Source organism: Streptomyces kurssanovii, assembly GCF_040677245.1.
GTDB lineage: Bacteria > Actinomycetota > Actinomycetes > Streptomycetales > Streptomycetaceae > Streptomyces > Streptomyces kurssanovii.
Genome location: NZ_JBFAQK010000088.1, coordinates 1 through 18,372 on the forward strand (window position 1 = coordinate 1; position 18,372 = coordinate 18,372).

At 71.6% G+C, this 18,372-nt stretch carries 15 protein-coding genes; 8 read left to right on the forward strand and 7 right to left on the reverse strand.

What is annotated here, in order from left to right:
• Window positions 1–462: 462 nt before the first annotated feature.
• Together AB0K36_RS33115 and ptsP are read left to right on the forward strand one after the other, a co-directional pair.
• The gene (locus AB0K36_RS33115) at window positions 463–912 is read left to right on the forward strand and encodes a PTS sugar transporter subunit IIA (protein WP_364601273.1); all 450 of its coding nucleotides are present in this window, start codon (window positions 463–465) and stop codon (window positions 910–912) included.
• A gap of 74 nt (window positions 913–986) precedes the next feature.
• Entirely contained in the window at window positions 987–2,657 is a 1,671-nt protein-coding gene (gene ptsP, locus AB0K36_RS33120) for a phosphoenolpyruvate--protein phosphotransferase (protein ID WP_364601275.1), read from the forward strand.
• A 73-nt stretch (window positions 2,658–2,730) separates the two neighbouring features.
• Here the strand turns inward: ptsP and AB0K36_RS33125 are convergent, their stop codons facing one another.
• Both AB0K36_RS33125 and AB0K36_RS33130 read right to left on the reverse strand, forming a co-directional pair.
• Complete coding sequence (locus AB0K36_RS33125; RefSeq protein ID WP_364601277.1) at window positions 2,731–3,639, reverse strand: DUF8829 domain-containing protein; 909 nt, start codon at window positions 3,637–3,639, stop codon at window positions 2,731–2,733.
• 134 nt (window positions 3,640–3,773) lie between these two features.
• Window positions 3,774–5,750 carry an acetoacetate--CoA ligase gene (locus AB0K36_RS33130; RefSeq protein WP_364601279.1) on the reverse strand — a complete coding sequence of 659 codons (1,977 nt, stop codon included), beginning with the start codon at window positions 5,748–5,750 and terminating at the stop codon, window positions 3,774–3,776.
• Between the two features lie 213 nt (window positions 5,751–5,963).
• Between AB0K36_RS33130 and AB0K36_RS33135 the strand changes: the two genes are divergently transcribed.
• On the forward strand, window positions 5,964–8,339 hold the full coding sequence (locus tag AB0K36_RS33135; RefSeq protein ID WP_364601281.1) for a glycoside hydrolase family 31 protein: 2,376 nt from the start codon (window positions 5,964–5,966) through the stop codon (window positions 8,337–8,339).
• Between the two features lie 13 nt (window positions 8,340–8,352).
• On the opposite strand, the gene AB0K36_RS33140 is transcribed toward AB0K36_RS33135, so the two are convergent.
• Window positions 8,353–8,862, reverse strand: coding sequence for an NUDIX domain-containing protein (locus AB0K36_RS33140; RefSeq protein ID WP_364601283.1), 510 nt, complete (start codon window positions 8,860–8,862; stop codon window positions 8,353–8,355).
• Between the two features lie 58 nt (window positions 8,863–8,920).
• On the opposite strand from AB0K36_RS33140, the gene AB0K36_RS33145 reads away from it, so the two are divergent.
• The 4 genes from AB0K36_RS33145 to glpK all read left to right on the forward strand — a co-directional run bounded on the left by AB0K36_RS33145 (window position 8,921) and on the right by glpK (window position 12,804).
• A complete protein-coding gene (locus tag AB0K36_RS33145; RefSeq protein ID WP_364601285.1) occupies window positions 8,921–9,736 on the forward strand; it encodes a M15 family metallopeptidase in 816 nt (271 codons plus the stop codon).
• 31 nt (window positions 9,737–9,767) lie between these two features.
• Entirely contained in the window at window positions 9,768–10,118 is a 351-nt protein-coding gene (locus AB0K36_RS33150; RefSeq protein ID WP_307705330.1) for an Mpo1-like protein, read from the forward strand.
• Between the two features lie 334 nt (window positions 10,119–10,452).
• Entirely contained in the window at window positions 10,453–11,214 is a 762-nt protein-coding gene (locus tag AB0K36_RS33155; protein ID WP_364601287.1) for an MIP/aquaporin family protein, read from the forward strand.
• A gap of 75 nt (window positions 11,215–11,289) precedes the next feature.
• Window positions 11,290–12,804: a glycerol kinase GlpK gene (glpK, locus tag AB0K36_RS33160; RefSeq protein ID WP_364601289.1), complete on the forward strand. Its 1,515-nt coding sequence runs from the start codon at window positions 11,290–11,292 to the stop codon at window positions 12,802–12,804.
• Window positions 12,805–13,030: 226 nt separating this feature from the next.
• Here glpK and AB0K36_RS33165 read toward each other — a convergent pair whose 3' ends face one another.
• Genes AB0K36_RS33165 through AB0K36_RS33180 form a run of 4 tightly spaced genes read right to left on the reverse strand, consistent with a single transcriptional unit; the run spans window position 13,031 to window position 17,300 of the window.
• The gene (locus AB0K36_RS33165) at window positions 13,031–13,645 is read right to left on the reverse strand and encodes a GTP-binding protein (RefSeq protein ID WP_005320097.1); all 615 of its coding nucleotides are present in this window, start codon (window positions 13,643–13,645) and stop codon (window positions 13,031–13,033) included.
• Complete coding sequence (locus AB0K36_RS33170) at window positions 13,626–14,030, reverse strand: DUF742 domain-containing protein (RefSeq protein WP_005320095.1); 405 nt, start codon at window positions 14,028–14,030, stop codon at window positions 13,626–13,628. Before AB0K36_RS33170 ends, AB0K36_RS33165 begins: the two co-directional genes overlap by 20 nt.
• A 4-nt stretch (window positions 14,031–14,034) precedes the next feature.
• Window positions 14,035–14,490, reverse strand: coding sequence for a roadblock/LC7 domain-containing protein (locus AB0K36_RS33175; protein WP_159693960.1), 456 nt, complete (start codon window positions 14,488–14,490; stop codon window positions 14,035–14,037).
• The gene (locus AB0K36_RS33180) at window positions 14,487–17,300 is read right to left on the reverse strand and encodes a sensor histidine kinase (protein WP_364601291.1); all 2,814 of its coding nucleotides are present in this window, start codon (window positions 17,298–17,300) and stop codon (window positions 14,487–14,489) included. Before AB0K36_RS33180 ends, AB0K36_RS33175 begins: the two co-directional genes overlap by 4 nt.
• Window positions 17,301–17,776: 476 nt before the next feature.
• Between AB0K36_RS33180 and AB0K36_RS33185 the strand changes: the two genes are divergently transcribed.
• Entirely contained in the window at window positions 17,777–18,217 is a 441-nt protein-coding gene (locus AB0K36_RS33185) for a hypothetical protein (protein ID WP_364601292.1), read from the forward strand.
• Window positions 18,218–18,372 lie beyond the last annotated feature (155 nt).

The window sequence follows — 18,372 nt, forward strand, 5'->3', positions numbered from 1 at the left end:
GAACCTCGACCATCCGAAGATGGACGGGGTATCAACATATCTGGCGTTGATTTTTGGCACACTGTTGAGTTCTCAAGGAACGGACGCTTCCTTTGGGCCCTTCTCGGGGCCCTCCGGGCGCTTCCCTTCGGTGTTTCAAACACTATCAGGCTTTTCCGGCCCTCCTGACCACCACCCCGCGGTCGTCCCGGAGGACGTGCAGTGGTTTAGACCAGTTAGGATCTCGCCCTGACAGGCGCTGCCGGCAACCCCCGACTCAGTGTCGCGTTGGGGTCCAGCAGATGTACGAGACTACAACTTCACCGGCAGATGACGCAAATCCCTTCCGGTGCACACCTAGGTCCGTCAACTGGTAGATCAGGGGCGGAACTAGGACTTCTCATGACCTACTCTTCACAGCAGCGCGTCGTCCGGCAAACAGCGGTGACGGCGCCTGACGAATCTCCGCCCCTGGGAGGCTCCATGACCACAGTGACGTCCCCTCTTGCCGGCCGGGCCATCGGCCTCGCGGCCGTGCCCGACCCGGTGTTCTCCGGTGCGATGGTCGGGCCCGGGACGGCCATCGACCCCGTGCGTGAGCCGTCTGAGGCGGTCTCCCCGGTGGACGGCATCATCGTGTCCCTCCACCCGCATGCCTTCGTCGTCGTGGACGACGAGGGGCACGGTGTGCTGACGCACCTCGGTATCGACACGGTGCAGCTCAACGGCGAGGGCTTCGAGCTCCTCGTCAACAAGGGCGACACGGTGCGGCGCGGCCAGTCCGTGGTGCGCTGGGACCCGGCGGCCGTGGAGGCCGCGGGGAAGTCCGCCATCTGCCCGGTCGTGGCACTCGAGGCCACACCCGACTCCCTGTCCGACGTCCGTGAGAGCGGGGACGTGAAGGCCGGGGAAAGCCTCTTCGGCTGGCAGTGACCCGCCGACGTCGGTGACGGCGAGTCGGACATCCATCGCGGCGGCTGGACCGCCGCCCAATCGGAGACGGTGAAATGGAGACAACGCTGCGAGGCGTCGGCGTGAGCCACGGTGTGGCGATCGGCGAGGTGCGGCACATGGGCACGGCGGTTCTCGAGCCGCCGGCCAAGCAGATCCCCGCGCAGGACGCGGAGCGCGAGCAGGGGCGCGCCCGCCAGGCCGTCGAAGCGGTGGCCGCCGACCTGATCGCGCGGGGCAACCTGGCCGGTGGTGAGGCGCAGGCCGTGCTCGAGGCGCAGGCCATGATGGCGCAGGACCCGGAGCTCATGTCCGACGTCGACCGCCGTATCGCCGTCGGCAGCACCGCCGAGCGTGCGGTGTACGACGCGTTCGCGGCCTACCGGGCTCTGCTGGCGGGTGCCGGCGAGTACCTGGCCGGCCGGGTCGCGGATCTTGACGACGTGCGGAACCGGATCGTGGCGCGGCTGCTGGGTGTGCCGATGCCGGGTGTGCCGGACAGCGACGAGCCGTATGTACTGATCGCGCGCGATCTGGCGCCGGCGGACACCGCGCTGCTGGACCCCGCCCTGGTGCTCGGGTTCGTCACGGAGGAGGGCGGGCCCACGAGTCACAGCGCCATCCTGGCGCGGGCGCTCGGGGTGCCTGCCGTGGTCGCGTTGCCGGGAGCGGGTGAGCTCGCCGAGGGCACGATGATCGCCGTCGACGGCAGCACCGGCGAGATCTTCGTGGAGCCGAGCGACGAGAAGCGGGCGCAGATGGAGCGTGCTGCCGCGGAGCGGAAGGCGGCACTGTCGGCGTCCAGCGGGCCGGGGGCGACCTCGGACGGGCACAAGGTGCCGCTGCTGGCCAATGTCGGAGGGCCCGCGGATGTTCCGGCGGCCGTGGACGCCGGGGCCGAGGGTGTGGGTCTGTTCCGTACCGAGTTCCTGTTCCTCGACGACAGCAAGCAGGCGCCGTCGGAGGAGAAGCAGGTCGAGGCGTACCGCAAGGTGCTCGAGGCGTTCCCCGAGGGGCGCGTGGTCGTACGGGTGCTGGACGCCGGCGCGGACAAGCCGCTCGACTTCCTGACGCCGGCCGACGAGCCCAACCCCGCGCTGGGTGTGCGCGGGCTGCGTTCGCTGCTGGACCACCCGGAGGTGCTGCGGACGCAGCTGTCGGCGCTGTCGAAGGCGGCGCAGGGGCTGCCCGTCTACCTCGAGGTCATGGCGCCGATGGTGGCGGACCGTATCGATGCCAAGGCGTTCGCGGACGCGTGCCGGCAGGCGGGGCTTCAGGCGAAGTTCGGGGCGATGGTGGAGATCCCGTCCGCAGCCTTGCGGGCACGGTCGATCCTTCAGGAGGTCGAGTTCCTGTCTCTGGGCACGAACGACCTCGCGCAGTACACCTTCGCCGCCGACCGGCAGGTGGGTGCGGTGTCCCGGCTGCAGGACCCGTGGCAGCCGGCGCTGCTCGACCTGGTGGCGCTGTCCGCGGAGGCCGCCAAGGCCGAGGGCAAGAGCTGTGGTGTGTGCGGTGAGGCGGCCTCGGATCCGCTGCTGGCCTGTGTGCTCACGGGTCTCGGTGTGACGTCGCTGTCGATGGGCGCCGCGTCGATCCCGTATGTGCGGGCGACGCTGGCGAAGTACACGCTGGCGCAGTGCGAGCGTGCGGCCGCCGCGGCGCGTGCGTCGGACACCGCCGAGGAGGCCCGGACGGCCGCCCAGGCGGTTCTTTCCGGGGAGTAGGCGCTTTCGGAGGACGGTATGGAGGGGCTTCCCGCCGACGGTGGGAAGCCCCTCCTTCCGTCAGTGGTGGCCGTCAGTGGTGGCTGTCCGGGTCGTCCGTGGCGACGGGGAAACCCGCGCAGTATTCGACGCCCGGTTCCGGTGACAGCGGGTCGCCGGTGGTCGCGTCGGTGCAGTAGGCGCTGAACACCTCTCCGGCGGTGAGCGGCTCCAGGCGCCCCTGGTGGAGGCGCCAGCCGTGGACGCGGTCGGCGGTGTCCGGTGCGCTGGTGCGCAGGACCAGTCCGCCGGTGCTCTCCAGCGCGATGCCGGCTGCGAGGACGGTGACGAATTCGGCTCCTTCCCCCGCGTCGATCCGGGCGGAGGACGATGTGCCGCCCTGGGCGTGGAGCACGGCGAGGAGCTGCTCGTCGGGGCCGGGGACGCTGCAGACGAGGTGGTGCTCCCCCGGCCCGGCCGCTTCGAGGAGGCGCATCAGGGTGCTCGACGCCCGGTCGAAGGCGGACCTGCCGATGTCCTGGCCGCAGTCGGCGCACATGCCGAGGTCGGCGAGGAGCAGGGTGGCGTACTCCCAGGTGGCCTGGCGGACGGTCTTGTCGATCAGCTGGGGCAGCAGGTTCCCGAGCGGCTGGCCGGTGTAGGGGACGTTCGCGCCGCGGCCTGCGAGCTCCGCGGTGAATCGGCTGCGGCCGGCGGGGGCGTCGGCGTCGATGCCGGCCTCCGCGCAGTACTCGGCGAACTCTTCGGGGTCGAAGAGGGCGACGGACGTGTGCAGTTGCTGCGCGGACAAGGTTTTCAGCAGTTGCTCGGCCTGCCTGAGGTAGGCCGTGTAGTCGTCGAAGGCGAAGGTGCGGTAGCGGCGCATCCGTGTGAAGTCCTGTTCGTCGGCGAGGATGCCGACCGTGCTCGGGACTTCCCGGCGCAGTGCGCGCCGCAGCGATGCGTTGGTGCCGGTCCGCTTGGACTGCTTGGTGTGCGCCATGCCGATTCCCCCAGTGCGCTGTCGATCATTCGTGACTCACGGTAGTGGGAGGCACTGACAATCGGCTCCGGCAGTCGCCCACGGGGCCCGGACCCGTTGTGCGAGCGGGGCCGGGTCCGGGGTGCGGTTCTGGCTTACGTGCGGTTGCGGGCGACGTCCTCGTAGAAGGCGAGGAGCGCGAGGTTGTCGACGGAGCCCGGGTTGACCGCCTTGTCGAGCGGGGTGCCCTGGAGGAGCCGCTTGACCGGGACCTCGATGCGCTTGCCGGTGAGGGTGTGGGGGACGCCGGGGACCTCGATGATGTCGTCCGGTACGTGGCGCGGGGAGAGGTTCTCGCGGATGGACTGCTTGATCCGGGTGCGGAGGGCGTCGTCGAGGACGGCCCCTTCCGCGAGGTGGACGAAGAGCGGCATCCAATAGCCGCCGTCCGGTTCCTCGAGGCCGATGACCAGGGACTCGCGGATCTCCGGGAGGCGTTCGACGACCTCGTAGATGTCGGCGGAGCCCATGCGGACGCCCTGGCGGTTGAGTGTGGAGTCGGAGCGGCCGTGGATGATCACCGAGCCGCGGTCGGTGATGGTGATCCAGTCGCCGTGCCGCCATACGCCCGGGTACATCTCGAAGTAGCTGTCGCGGTAGCGGCTGCCGTCGGGGTCGTTCCAGAAGCGGATGGGCATGGACGGCATGGGGTTGGTGACCACCAGTTCGCCGACCTCGCCGATGACCGGCTTGCCCTGCGGGTCCCAGGACCGGAGGTCGGTGCCGAGGCAGGCGGCCTGGAGTTCGCCGATCTCGACCGGGAGCGTGGGGACGGCGCCGGCGAAGCAGCTGCACACGTCCGTTCCGCCGCTGACGGAGGCGATCCACAGGTCGTCCGCCACCTCGTCGTGGAGCCAGCGGAAGCCGTCGGGCGGCAGTGGGGAGCCGGTGGTGGCGACGCACTTGACGCGGGAGAGGTCGAAGTCCCGTCCGGGGTGGACGTCGGCCTTGGCGCAGGCCATGACGTAGGCGGCGGAGGTACCGAACAGGGTGGCACCGGTGCGTTCGGCGATGCGCCACTGCGCGCCGGTGTCGGGGTAGCCGGGGCTGCCGTCGTACAGGACCACGGTGGTGCCGGTGAGCAGGCCGGAGACGAGGAAGTTCCACATCATCCAGCCGGTGGAGGTGTACCAGAAGAACCGGTCGCCGGGGCCGAGGTCGCAGTGCAGGCCGATCTGCTTGAAGTGCTCGAGCAGGATCCCGCCCTGCGACTGGACGATGGCCTTCGGGAGGCCGGTGGTGCCGGAGGAGTAGAGCACCCACAGAGGGTGGTCGAAGGGGACCTGCTCGAACACCGGCTCGGCGTCGCCCGAGGTCACCGCGGACCAGTCGAGGGCGCCTACGGGGGCGTCGGTGCCGAGCAGCGGGATGTGGACGACGGCGCGCAGCGTGGGCAGTTCGCGGCGGAGTTCGGCGACGGTCTCTGTGCGGTCGTGCTCCTTGCCGCCGTAGCGGTAGCCGTCGACGGTGAACAGGACGACTGGTTCGACCTGCTGGAAGCGGTCGAGGACGCTGCGGGCCCCGAAGTCGGGGGCGCAGGAGGTCCACACGGCACCGACGGCGGCGGTGGCGAGGAAGGCGGTGACGGCCTGCGGGATGTTGGGGAGGTAGCCGCTGACGCGGTCGCCGGGGCGGACGCCGAGGGCGCGCAGTTCCGCGGCGAGCGCTCCGACCTGGCGGCGGAGCTCGGACCAGCTGATGGGCGTCGGCTCATGTGTCTCGTCCACATGAAGCAGAGCGGGGTCATGTGCACGTGCCGGGTCCTCGGCGGTGCGCAGGGCGTGCTCCGCGTAATTGAGGGTGGCGCCGGGGAACCACTGGGCGCCGGGCATCGAGCGGTCGGCGAGTACGCGTGCGTAGGGGGTGGCGAAGCGGATCTCGAACCACTCGGCGACCGCCTGCCAGAACGTCTCCAGCTCGTCGACGGACCAGCGGTGCAGCGCCTGGTATCCCCCCTCGGCGGGAGCCCCGTGGTGCTCGGCCGCCCAGGCCTGGAAGCGGGTGATCCGGGCGGCGGCGATGCGGTCGGGGTCGGGCTGCCAGAGAGGGGCATGGTTCGCTGCTGAGGTCATGGGGCGGCTCCCGGGCTGGCTCTACGCGGTGTATGCGTGCGCCGCGCACGGGCGGGGTGGCGCGGACGCGGCTGACAGGACGATGCCATGTGATCGTCATTCGCACCAGGGCGGATCCCCCATGGTCGGCGTGGCGAATATGTGCTCCCACCATGGGTGAACGGCAGTTGAACAGCGCATCGGAGCCCCGTTCCCGGTGGCAGGGTGAACGGCATGGACGGTCGTGATCTGGTGCGCGCGGTGACAACTCTCGGTACGGCACAGGGGCTGCGGGCGCTGCGCTCGGCGTGGCGCCGGCACCGGGCCGATGCCGTGGGGCTGGCGCCCCGGGGTGCCGAGCGGGCCAGAGTGCCGGGGCCCGCGGAGGGGGCGGAGCCGTTGCCGGGCGGCGGGACCGTCCGGTTCGCCCGTTCCGAGCTGCACATCATGGTGACGGTGGGCGGCGCGGTGTTCCGTGGCTGGGACGGTGCGCGGCCGGAGCCGTCGTACGCGCTGGGCGGTGCTCTCCCGGAGCCGGATCCGCGCGCCGGGCTGGAGCCGGACAAGGACGGCGGCTGGCAGGTGGTGTCCGAGCGTCTGACCGTCGCCGTCTCACGGCACGGCGCGGTGGAGATCCGTACACCCGGCGGTGTGGTGCTGCGCCGCGACCTGCCGCCGCGCTGGTGGGAGCCGGTGGAAGGGGGTCCGGCCCGCTGGGTGCAGCGCAGTGAGATCGCGGCCGACGCCCGGCTGTTCGGCCTCGGCGGCAGGGCGTCGGGCCCCCGGTTGCGTGACGGGTCGTACCGGCTGTGGAACACGGCGCCGCGGCCCGGGTTCGGCCCCGGCGACGATCCGCTGCACATCACGATGCCGGTGCAGACCGTGGTGGCGGACGCCGGCTGCCACCTGGCGTTCCACGACAACACGTGGGACGGGCGCGTCATCGTGCGCGAGGGCCAGGAGGGTGCCGGTTCCGGCCACGACAGGCCGGGCACGGTCGAGCTGCGCATGGAGGGCGGGCCGCTGCGCAGCTGGGTGCTGGTGGGCACCCCGGCGCGCGTCCTCGGCGGCTGGGCGCAGCTGACCGGCGCGCCGGCGCTGCCCCCGTCCTGGGCGCTGGGCCCGCAGCATGTCCGGCCGGCCGGGGGCGAGGAGGACGTGCGCCGCACGGTCGAGGCCCATCGGGAGCGCGGGCTGCCGCTGTCGGCGGTCCATGTCGGCGGCGGTCTCCACGGTGCGACGGCCGGGCCCGCGGCGGACCTCGACGGGTTTCCCCGGTTGTCCGTCCTGGCGAAGGACCTCCGGGAGGACGGGGTGCGGTTGGTGCGTGCGGTGTGTCCGGCGGTGAGCGCCGGGCCCGAGGACGTGCTGTACGGGCAGGGTTCGGCCGGGGGTTTGTTCGTCCGGGACACGGGAGGTTCCGAGGTGCGGGGAACGGCCGGCCGGGGCGACTGCGTCTTCCCGGACTTCACGGATCCGCGGGTGCGTGAGTGGTGGGGAGAGCTGTCCGGGCAGGTGTCCGCGGAGGGCTTCGCCGGTATGTGGCTGGACGGGAACGAGCCGGTGTCCTGTACGGCGTTCCCCGGTGCGACCCTGCCCCGTTCGTCACGGCACGTGCTGGAGGGCCGCGGCGGCGACCACCGGGAGGCCCACAACGTCTACGGGTCGGCCATGGCGCGGGCCGCGTACGAGGGGATGCGCGGGACGCTTCCCGAGGAGCGGCCGTTTCTCCTCTCCCGTTCCGGCTGGGCGGGCATGCAGAGGTACGGGGGTGCCTGGGTGGGAGACCTGACGACGGGCTGGCCGGGGCTGCGTGCCGCGCTGTCCCTGGTGCTGGGCCTCGGGCTCTGCGGCGTCCCGTACTCGGGCCCGGACGTGGAGGGCGGTGACGGGCTGTCCGCCGAGCTGTATCTGCGCCGGCTGCAACTGGCGGCATATCTGCCGCTGTTGCGGATGCGGGATTCCGCGGCGCCCTGGGTGTACGGGCCGGAGGTGACGGCGCAGGCCAGGGCCGTACTCGTGGAGCGGGAGCGGCTGGGGCCGTACTTCATGACACTGGCGCACCTCGCGCGGCTGACGGGGGCGCCGTATGTGCGTCCCCTGTGGTGGCGTTCTGCCGGGGACCGGGCGCTGCGGGACTGCGAGGACGCGTTCCTGCTGGGCGATTCGCTGCTGGTGGCGCCGGTCCTGGAGCCCGGGGCCGACCGGCGGGCCGTGCGGCTGCCGCGCGGACGGTGGTACGACACGGCTTCGGGCCGGCCGTACGAGGGGCCGGGGCAGGTGCTGGTGGACGCGCCGGTGTCGCGGATCCCGGTGCTCGCGCGGGCGGGGGCGGTGCTTCCGGTGCTCGACGACGACGGCGGTGCCCGGGGCGGTGGCGCGCGGGACGGCGGTACGCGGGCGGACCGGGTCGGGCTGGAGGTGTGGGCGCCGGCAGCGGGCCGCAGGGGTGGCGGGCTGGTGGTGCGGGACGCCGGCGACGGGTGGGCGGAGCCGGAGATCGAGCGGTACACGTCACGGCTGTCGGGCGGGCGTGTGGTGGTGGAACGGGCCACCGACGACGGGCAGTCGGTGGTGGAGGGGCCGGTCCGGGTACGGGGGCTCGAGTGAGAGGTGCGCGGCCTCAGCGGTCGTAGGAGCCGGCGAACCAATTGCGGGCCGCGATGGTGTGCAGGGGGAACGCCAAGGGCTCCGGGGCGTTCAGGAGCCGCCGCTCGCCGGTCTCCTCGGTGGGGACGAACGTCGGCAGAGCGGCCGCCGGAAGTGTCGGCAGCAGCCCGAACACGAGCAGGTGGCCGGCCGGGGAGCTGAGGACGTCGGCGAGCCGCACCTCGTGCTCACGGGCCTTGATACCGGTCTCCTCCCACAGTTCGCGGACCACCGCGTGCCGCCAGTCCTCGCCGTGATCGATGAAACCCCCGGGCAGGGCGGTGCCGCCGCGGGCGGGTTCGATGGTGCGCGTGATGACGACGAGGCCGGTGCCGTGGGCGGGGTCGTGTACGGGCTGAAGGGCGACGGCGACCGGCAGCGGATTGCGGTAGGCGGTCGCGCCGCAGGCCGGGCAGGTGCGCGGCCAGCCCGCGTCGGCGCCGTACGTCGCTCCGCAATGGCCGCAGTGGGAGTCCTTGGACACGCGCGGACTGTATCCGATCACCCTTTCCGGGAGGAGCGGTTACTGATAAACGGTGGGCATGACTCGACTTGGTTCAGCCGTCCGTATTCTGACCGCCGCGGCCGCGGCTCTGCTCTGCGTCACCTCGGTGGCGCCCGCCGCGCAGGCCGCTCCGGAGCCCAAGGCGCCACGGGAGTTCGTGGCGTTGCGCACCGTGGCGCCGACGATCATCCAGGAGATGCGTTACACGACGGAGCACAACTTCGTGGGCGTGCCGGTGGACGGTTACCGGCAGCCGGTGTGCATCCTCACGCGCCCGGCGGCCGAGGCCCTGCGCAGGGCGCAGTCACAGCTGCTTCGGCAGGGCTACTCGTTGAAGGTGTACGACTGTTACCGCCCGCAACGTGCCGTCGACCACTTCGTGCGGTGGGCCAAGGATCTCGAGGACGAGGCGATGAAGGAGGAGTTCTATCCGCATGTCGACAAGTCGCGTCTGTTCGCGGACGGTTACATCGCGGAGAAGTCCGGCCACAGCCGGGGCAGCACGGTGGACCTGACGATCGTGAGGCTGCCGGCGGCGCCCACCCGCCCGTACGTCCCGGGTGAGGCGCTCGTGCCGTGCTACGCGCCGAAGGAGGACCGCTTCCCGGACAACTCCGTCGACATGGGGACCGGCTACGACTGCTTCGACACGCTGTCGCACACCGACGACCCGCGGATCACCGCAGAACAGCGCGCCAACCGCGACCTGCTGCGGGGCACGCTGGCGGCGGTCGGTTTCGTCAACCTGCCGGAGGAGTGGTGGCACTTCACGTACAAGCCGGAGCCGTTCCCCGGCACGTACTTCGACTTCCCCGTCGCCGTTCGTTCGGTGGCAGGGCACCGGGTGGGCTGACGCCGCGCGCCGAGGCGGCTACGGTGCGGGAATGGCGCAGCAGCAGACGTTCGAGTCGTACGAGGAGTTCTGGCCCTACTACGTCGCGATGCACTCACGGGCGGCGACCCGCTGGGTGCATCTGACGGGCACGCTGACCGGGCTCGCGGTCAGCGTGTACGGGCTGGCGCGGGGGCGGAAGCGGTATCTGGCCGCCCTGCCGCTCATCGGTTACGGGACGGCGTGGCCGGCCCACTTCCTCATCGAGAAGAACAACCCGGCGACGTTCGGGCATCCCGCGTGGTCGCTCCGCGGCGACGTGCAGATGATCCGGATGATGCTGTCGGGCAGGGACGGGGAACTGGCCGAGATCGCGGCCAAGTGGCTGGCGGAGAACCGCTGACGGGCCGCTGTCCGGTCATGGTTCCACGGTCGTGGGCGTCCGCCGAGCGGTCCGGAGAACGTGACATTCCTGGGGGCGGTGTCCAGCACCTGCCGTGAACTGCGCATGCTGTCCGCGACCTTGACGGCCCATCACGGCAGGTGAAAACTGCCTGTTCGTCGGCAGCCCCCGCAGGCCGCCGCGCAGCTCACCACGCTCGTCACGGACGCCGGGCGTGGCAGGGACCCGCCCTGCCCTCGGCTCCGCAGCCATGGAATCCATGGAACGCACATGGAGCGCGAACCCTGCACGGAGGGCCGGGGCCGGTGTCCCGGGTGAGGGCCAAGGAGCCGCCATGAGCAACTCGGACATATTTCTCGGCGAGGTCATCGGAACCGCGATACTCATCCTCTTCGGCGCGGGCGTCTGCGCCGCCGTCACACTGCACCACTCGAAGGCCAGGGCAGCCGGCTGGGTCGTCATCGCCTTCGGCTGGGGTTTCGGCGTACTGGCCGGCGCGTACACCGCCGCACCGCTGTCGGGCGGCCACCTCAACCCGGCCGTGACCGTGGGACTCGCCGTCGACACCGGGGAATGGGGCAAGGTACCGCTCTACATCCTGGCGCAGATGGTGGGCGCGGTCCTCGGCGCCGTACTCGCCTACCTGGTCTACTTCGCGCAGTTCCAGGCGAACGCGGACATCGCCGACGCCCAGCCGACGCTCGGGATCTTCGCGACCGGTCCGGAGATCCGCAAGCCGTGGGCGAACGTCCTCACCGAGGTCATCGCCACGATCGGACTCGTGCTCCCGCTCCTCGCGTTCGGGAGGAACGACGGCATCGGCATCGGGCAGATCCCCGGGGAGGACGCAGGGATCTACGGCTCGGGCATCTCCATCCTGCTGGTGTCGCTGCTGGTCGTCGGCATCGGCCTCTCGCTCGGCGGGCCGACCGGCTACGCCATCAACCCGGCCCGCGACCTGGGTCCGCGCATCGTGCACGCCGTGCTGCCGATCCCCAACAAGGGGACCTCCGACTGGGGTTACGCCTGGGTGCCGGTGGCCGGACCGATCATCGGCGGGCTACTGGCCGGAATCATCTTCAACGCAGCCTTCTAGGCCTCCGGGCCCCGCGCCTCCGGCTGCCGCCGGCGGCCTGGGCCGATCCCGAAGCCGATCCGACAAGGGGACGCCATGACGGACAGGTTCGTCGCCGCCATCGATCAGGGCACCACGTCAAGCCGCTGCATCATCTTCAACCAGGACGGCGCCATCGTCGCCGTCGACCAGCGTGAACACCGCCAGATCTTCCCCAAGCCGGGCTGGGTGGAGCACGACGCCACCGAGATCTGGTCGAAGGTGCAGGCCGTCGTCGCCGGGGCGGTCGCCAAGGCCGGCCTGCGGGCCGACCAGCTCAGCGCCCTGGGCATCACCAACCAGCGCGAGACGACCCTCATGTGGGAGCGGGCCACCGGAAAGCCGGTGCACAACGCCATCGTCTGGCAGGACACCCGTACCGCCGCGCTCTGTCACGAACTGGGCGGCGCCGACGGGCAGGACCGCTTCCGCGACACCACCGGCCTGCCGCTCGCCAGCTACTTCTCCGGCCCCAAGGCCGCGTGGCTGCTGGACAACGTGCCGGGGCTGCGGGCGCGGGCCGAGCGGGGCGAGATCGCCTTCGGCACCATCGACTCGTGGCTGATCTGGAACCTCACCGGCGGCACGGACGGCGGTGTGCACGTCACCGACGTCACCAACGCGTCCCGGACGATGCTGATGGACCTGCGGACACTCCAGTGGGACGAGGAGAACCTCGCCGCCATGAACGTGCCCAGGGCGGTGCTGCCCGAGATCCGGTCCTCCTCCGAGGTGTACGGGACGGCCGTCGGGCAGCTCGCGGGCGTGCCGGTGGCCTCCGCCCTCGGCGACCAGCAGGCCGCGATCTTCGGTCAGGCCTGCTACGACACCGGAACGGCCAAGAACACCTACGGCACGGGCAGTTTCCTGCTCCTCAACACCGGCAACCGGCCCGTCCCGTCGAAGAGTGGGCTGATCACCACGCTCGGCTACAAGATCGGCGACGAGTCACCCGTCTACTGCCTGGAGGGCTCCATCGCCATCACCGGCGCCCTCGTGCAGTGGTTCCGCGACCAGCTCGGCATCATCCGCTCGGCGGGCGAGATCGAGACACTCGCCGCGAGCGTGGAGGACAACGGCGGTGCGTACATCGTGCCGGCCTTCTCCGGCCTCTACGCGCCCTACTGGCGTTCCGACGCGCGCGGCGTCGTCACCGGCCTGACCAGGTACGTGACGAAGGCCCACCTGGCCCGGGCGGTACTGGAGGCGACCAGCTGGCAGACGCGCGAGGTGGTCGACGCGATGTACCAGGACTCCGGCGTGCAGATCACCACGCTCAAGGTCGACGGGGGCATGACCGCCAACAATCTGCTGATGCAGCATCAGGCGGACGTGCTGGGCGTGCCGGTGATCCGGCCCAGGGTGTCGGAGACGACCTGCCTGGGCGCGGCCTACGCGGCCGGACTCGCGACCGGTGTCTGGGCGGACCTGGACGAACTCAAGACCCACTGGCAGCGGGACGTCGAGTGGTCGCCGCGGATGGAGGCCGAGGTCCGCGAGCGCGAGTACCACAACTGGCGCAAGGCGGTGGAGAAGAGCTTCGGCTGGGAGGAGGACGCCGGCGGGAGTTAGGTGGCTTCCGCCCGGGTGAGCCCCGGAGCGGCCGGGGTCCCGACGCCCCTCGGCCGTCAGGACCCCGGCGGCGAAGAGCTCACGGCCCGTACCCCGGTCGGTGGGGGTACGGGCCGTGTCCGTCTCTGGTGCCTGCCAAGGGACGGGCCCAGGTGCCTTGCAAAGGTACGGGCCCAGGTACCGGCGAAGGTACCTGCCCAGGTGCCTGTGAAGGTACCGGCCGGCCTCAGGTGCCGGCGGTCGCGGCGTGTTCGCGGACCTGGTCGGCGCGCGTCAGCGCGTGCTCGACGACGGCGACGAGGATGTCCTTGACCGATTCGCGGGAGCGCGCGTCGCCCATCAGCAGCGGCACCTCGGGGTCGAGGTCGAGGGCCGCCCGTACGGACTCCTCCGGGAAACGGTTCGCCCCCTCGAAGCAGTTGACGGCGACCGCGAACGGGATGCCTCTGCGTTCGAAGTAGTCGACGCCCGCGAAGCAGTCCTCCAGGCGGCGGGTGTCCGCGAGGACGACCGCCCCGAGCGCGCCCTGCGCCAACTCGTCCCACAGGAACCAGAACCGGTCCTGTCCGGGGGTGCCGAACAGATAGAGGACCAGGTCCTCGCGGAGCGTGATGCGCCCGAAGTCCATGGCGACCGTGGTGGTCGTCTTGCCCTCGACGCCGGCGATGTCGTCCACCGGCCGCCCGGCCTCGGTGAGCGTCTCCTCCGTGCGCAGCGGTTTGATCTCGCTGACCGCGCCCACCAGGGTGGTCTTGCCGACGCCGAAGCCGCCTGCCACCAGGATCTTCAGCGTCACCGGCTCGATCGGCGCCTTGCGGCGGCTAGAGCGCCCGAAGACCATTGATCACCTCGCGGAGAATGCTCACGTCCGGCAGTTCGGCCGGCGGAACGGGACGGGTTACGTGTACGAGTGCGTCGTCGACGAGGTCGCCGACGAGGACACGGACCACACCGACGGGCAGGTCGAGACCGGCGGCCAGTTCGGCGATGGACTGGGGGGTGCTGCCACAGCGTTCGACGATCTCGACGTGTTCCGGCGAGAGCGTCTGGTCACGGCCCGGATCGTCGGCCGCGGCCTCCGGCACGACCAGGGCGATCAGGTCGAGCCGGTGGCGGCCGGCGTGGCTGGTGCGGCCTCGGGTCATCGCGTACGGGCGCACCACCGGGCCGGCGTCGGCGTCGATCCAGTGGTGCGACCTGCGGCCGTGCCGCAGCGATTCACTCATGGCCTCACCCTCCGGCGGCCTGACCGGTCCGTGGCGCGGTGACGAGGTGCGCTCCGACGCGCTTGACCATCAGCGTCATCTCGTACGCCACCTGCCCCACGTCGGAGTCGGCGTCCGCGAGGACGGCCAGGCAACTGCCGTCCCCCGCGGCGGTGACGAAGAGGAACGCCTCGTCGAGCTCGACGACGGTCTGGCGGACCTGACCCGCGTCGAAGTGGCGTCCGACTCCCTTGGCCAGGCTGTGGAAGCCGGACGCGACGGCGGCGAGATGCTCGCTGTCCTCACGGGTGAGTTCCCGGGAGGTACCGGTGGCAAGGCCGTCGCTGGAGAGCACCAGGGCCTTGCGGATACTGGCGACGCGGTCCACCAGCTCGTCGAGGAGCCAGTTGAGACCACCCGGGCGCTGGGCTCCGAACCGGTCCCCTGTGGCGTCGGTTGCTGCGGCGTGCGGTGCGGTCATCGACCGTCCCCCTCCGATGTCGATCCTGGTGCGGTCCGGCCGTCGCCGACGGCCGGGTCGGTGCCTTGTTCTGCCGCGGCTTCCTCGGCGTTGCGGCGGCGGCCGCGCTGCCAGCCGCGCTGCATGGAGGCCATGCGGCTGCGGACCTCGTCCGCGTCGCGCTCCGGCTCGCCCGCCGCCGGGGAGGCGGCGCCCTGCTCCGCGGAAGCGGCGGCCGAGGCACGGAGCTGGGGTGCGAGGCTGGCCTGCCGTACGCGGCGGGGCAGACCGTCCAGCAGCGGAGCGGCGGGAGCGGGGCCTTCGTCGGACTGCCGCGCCGGCCACGGTCGTGCCGTGTCGCCGGACGGCGGCACGGGCGCCGGCCCGGACCTGCCGCGGTCCCGTCGGTCGGACGTGAGCGGTGTGGGGGCCGCCGAGAGCGGCGGCCGCGCGAACGGCGTCGGCTCCACGGCCCGCCCGGACTCCGGGGCCGGATGGCCGCGACCGTCAGCGCCTCGCTCGTCCACCCTGCGGCCGTGATCGGCGACGAGCGTCGGGGGCCTGCGCCTCGGCAGGGGCACCGGGCCTGCGCGGTGCTCCTCGGACTGTTCCGGAGCCTGCTGGTGCTGCTCGCCCGTCGCGTCGCCGCGGCGGCGCGGACGGAAGATGCCGCCCCGTTCGCTCTCGCTGTCCTCGATGTCGGCGAGGCGGCCGGGGTCCACCGGCATGGGCCGGTCGTCGCCGAGGAGCGAACGGTCGCGCTCGTCGAGGCCCAGCGCGCCGATCGGGGCCTCCAGTTCGACGGGGCCGTCCAGGACGGCGGCGGCCCCGAGACCGCTGGGCAGCTTCGACAGGGCCGGCTGCCTGCCGTCACCGCGCCTGCCGGCGGCGCTCTCGCTCTTGCGGTCGAGCCGGAATCCGGTGCCCTGGGTCTCCGGCGCCTCCGTGAGCAGGGCCGCCGGTATGAAGACCACGGCGGTCGTACCGCCGTACGGGGACTGCTGGAGCGAGACGCGGACGTTCTGGCGCTGGGCGAGGCGGCTGACGACGAACAGGCCGAGCCGGTCGGTGTCGGAGAGCTCGAACTCGGGTGTCTCCGCGAGCCGCAGATTGGCTTCGAGGAGGGCGTCGGCCGCCATGCCGAGACCGCGGTCGTGGATCTCGAGGGTGAAGCCGTTGGCGACCCGCTCGCCGAGGACCTGGACGCCGGTGTGCGGCGGCGAGAACACCGTGGCGTTCTCGAGGAGTTCGGCTATGAGGTGGGTGAGGTCGGCGACGGCGGGACCGCCGACGCCGATGCGCGGCAGCCTGCGTACCTCGATGCGCTCGTAGTCCTCGACCTCGGCGACCGCGGCACGCACCACGTCCATCAGCTGGATGGGCTTGCGCCACTGCCGTGAGGGCGCCGCACCCGAGAGGATCACCAGGCCCTCCGCGTGACGCCGCATGCGGGTGGTCAGGTGGTCGAGACGGAAGAGGTCGGCCAGTTCCTCGGTGTCCTCCGTGCGTCGCTCCATGGTGTCGAGGAGCGACAGCTGACGGTGGAGCAGGACCTGGTTGCGGCGGGCGAGGTTGACGAAGACCTCGGAGACGCCGCGCCGCATGTCCGCCTGGCGCACCGCGGCCTCGACGGCGGCCCGCTGGAGGGTGTTGAGGGCCTGTCCGGCCTGGCCGATCTCGTCCTTCTCGTACTCGAGCCGCGGGGCCTCCGTCTCGACGTCGACGTGCTCTCCGGCGGCGAGGCGGCGCATGACGCTGGGCAGCCGCACGCCGGACACCTCGTGGGCCTCCTTGCGCAGCCGGGACAGGTCGCGGACCAGGTCGCGGCCGATGCGGACGGACACGATGACGGAGACGAGCAGGGCGAGGAAGCCGAGCACGCCCGCCACACCCGCCTTGACGAGGACGCCGTACGCGGCGGGTTCGACCCGGTCCTGGTAGCGGTCGCGGGCGTCGGCGGCCTCGCGGTCGAGGTTGTCGAGTACCGGGGTGGCGGCCTGCTGCCAGCGCTCGGCCTCCGAGGGCGGGAGCCCGTCGGCGGGCCCGGCGGCGATGATGCGTTCCTCCGCGTCACGCAGGGGCGCCGTCTCGGGGCTGCGCCAGTACTGCTGGAACGTCCCCCGGTCGCGCGCGGGAAGCATCTCGAGGTTGGTCTCGTAGTAGACCTGCCGGTGCGCGGCGTGGTCGGTGAGTTCGCGGATCTCCCGGGCGGTCGTCTTCCGTGTCGTCAGCGCGGAGGCGATCAGCGCGTCCTCGCGGGCGAGCATCTCGCGGGCCCGTGAGAGGCCGACCAGCGCGCGGCCCTGACGTTCGAGTTCGACGTCGTCGAGGGCGTGCAGCGTCAGCAGGAATCCGTGCGAGGGGTCGATGAGGCCGTTGTAGAACTCCAGCGCCTGTGCGCGGGTCACGGTGTTCGTGTCCACGGACCGGCGCAGGGCGTCGAGCCCGTCGAACGCGTCGATCAGAGACGTCAGCCGGCGCGACGAGTCGGAGGTCAGGTCGTCGCGGACCGAGGACGACTGCGCGTTGCGGCGCACGGCGGCGACGGCGCTGTCGGTGGCCGACCGACGGGTGTTCATGGTCTGCTGCGCGCCGGAGGCACGCCGGTCCGCGAGGTACACGAGCGTCTGCCGGCGTTCCTTCTGGATGACGTCGATGGTGTCCTCGACGGGCTTGCCGACCTGCTCGGCGACGGAACTCGCCGCCAGCAGCTGGCTCGCCTCCCGACCGGTCAGTACGGTGGCGAAGCTCCACAGGGCCGTCAGCGACAGCAGCGGGACGAGCAGCAGCGCCACGATCTTCCGGCGGATGGACTTCCCGCGAAAGCGCATGGCCTCCCCCTGCTCGACCCGCACGGTGCGGGTGGTGTTCCGTCAGCAAACGGCGTGAGCCTACTACTGCCGCACAGGCTTCTCGAAGACACGTCCGGACGGTTTTCGGCCTTCGTAACGCCGTCTGATCATGGGATGTCCTGGTATTCGTGGAGATGGCGTTACCGGGAGTACCGGGCGGCGGCGTCGGTACGTCGTTTTCGGGACCCGGGCAGATGGCTGGATCTCTTCGCTCTGCGGGAATCATCGCGCCTGGTCGTACGTCATTCCCTGCGGGGGCACCGGGGGTTCGCACTCGCCACGCACAAGGATCCGGCCGTTGTCGACCGTAGAGTCCGCTTCCACGTGCGTGAAGTGCACGGCGACGCGCGGTGGTTGCGCTGCGGTTGAGCTGTGTTGTGCGGCCAACCGGTGTAGGGCGGCAGAATCCGGGCAGCCACCGTTAAGTCGGACAGAGGTGGGGAGTGACACGTTCCATGGACACGGACGAGCGTCGTGAGGCGACGCCGGCGGCGGACGACCTGTATGTGCCGCGGCAGCTCTGGGTGGAGGAGCCGGCGACCAGAAGGCGTATGGCCGAGCCTGTCCGCAGAGCCGCGGTCCGCGCGGTGATCATCGTGTCGCTGACGATGATTCAGGCGATGACAGCCTTGCTCTTCACGCTCTCCGGAGCGTGGCTGGCCTTCCCGTTGGTGCTGAGCACCGTGGCCGGCACGGTGGTCGCCACATGGGCGGTGCTCGACGTGTGGGTGACCCGCCAGGTGTGGAACCAGCGCAACGGTGTGGTGTCGGTGCCCAGCAGCACGGCCCGTCAGTTGCGCCGTGACCGCCGCCGGGCCCGCCGGGCCGCCCGCGCCGCCGCGCGCGGGGCGTCACGCATACGGCAACGGGCCGGCGGAAGGCTCTCCCAGGCGTAGCGGCGGGTGCGCCGAGCGGCGGCGCGGGCGGGCCGAGGGCGGCGCACGGTCAGGCGTAGCTACCCACCGTGCGGCGGTCGCGCCGACGCGCTGCCGCGGTTGTCCCACACCTTCGAGGCCCGCCATGTCTCCATCATGGCCCCTGCCGCCCGTCC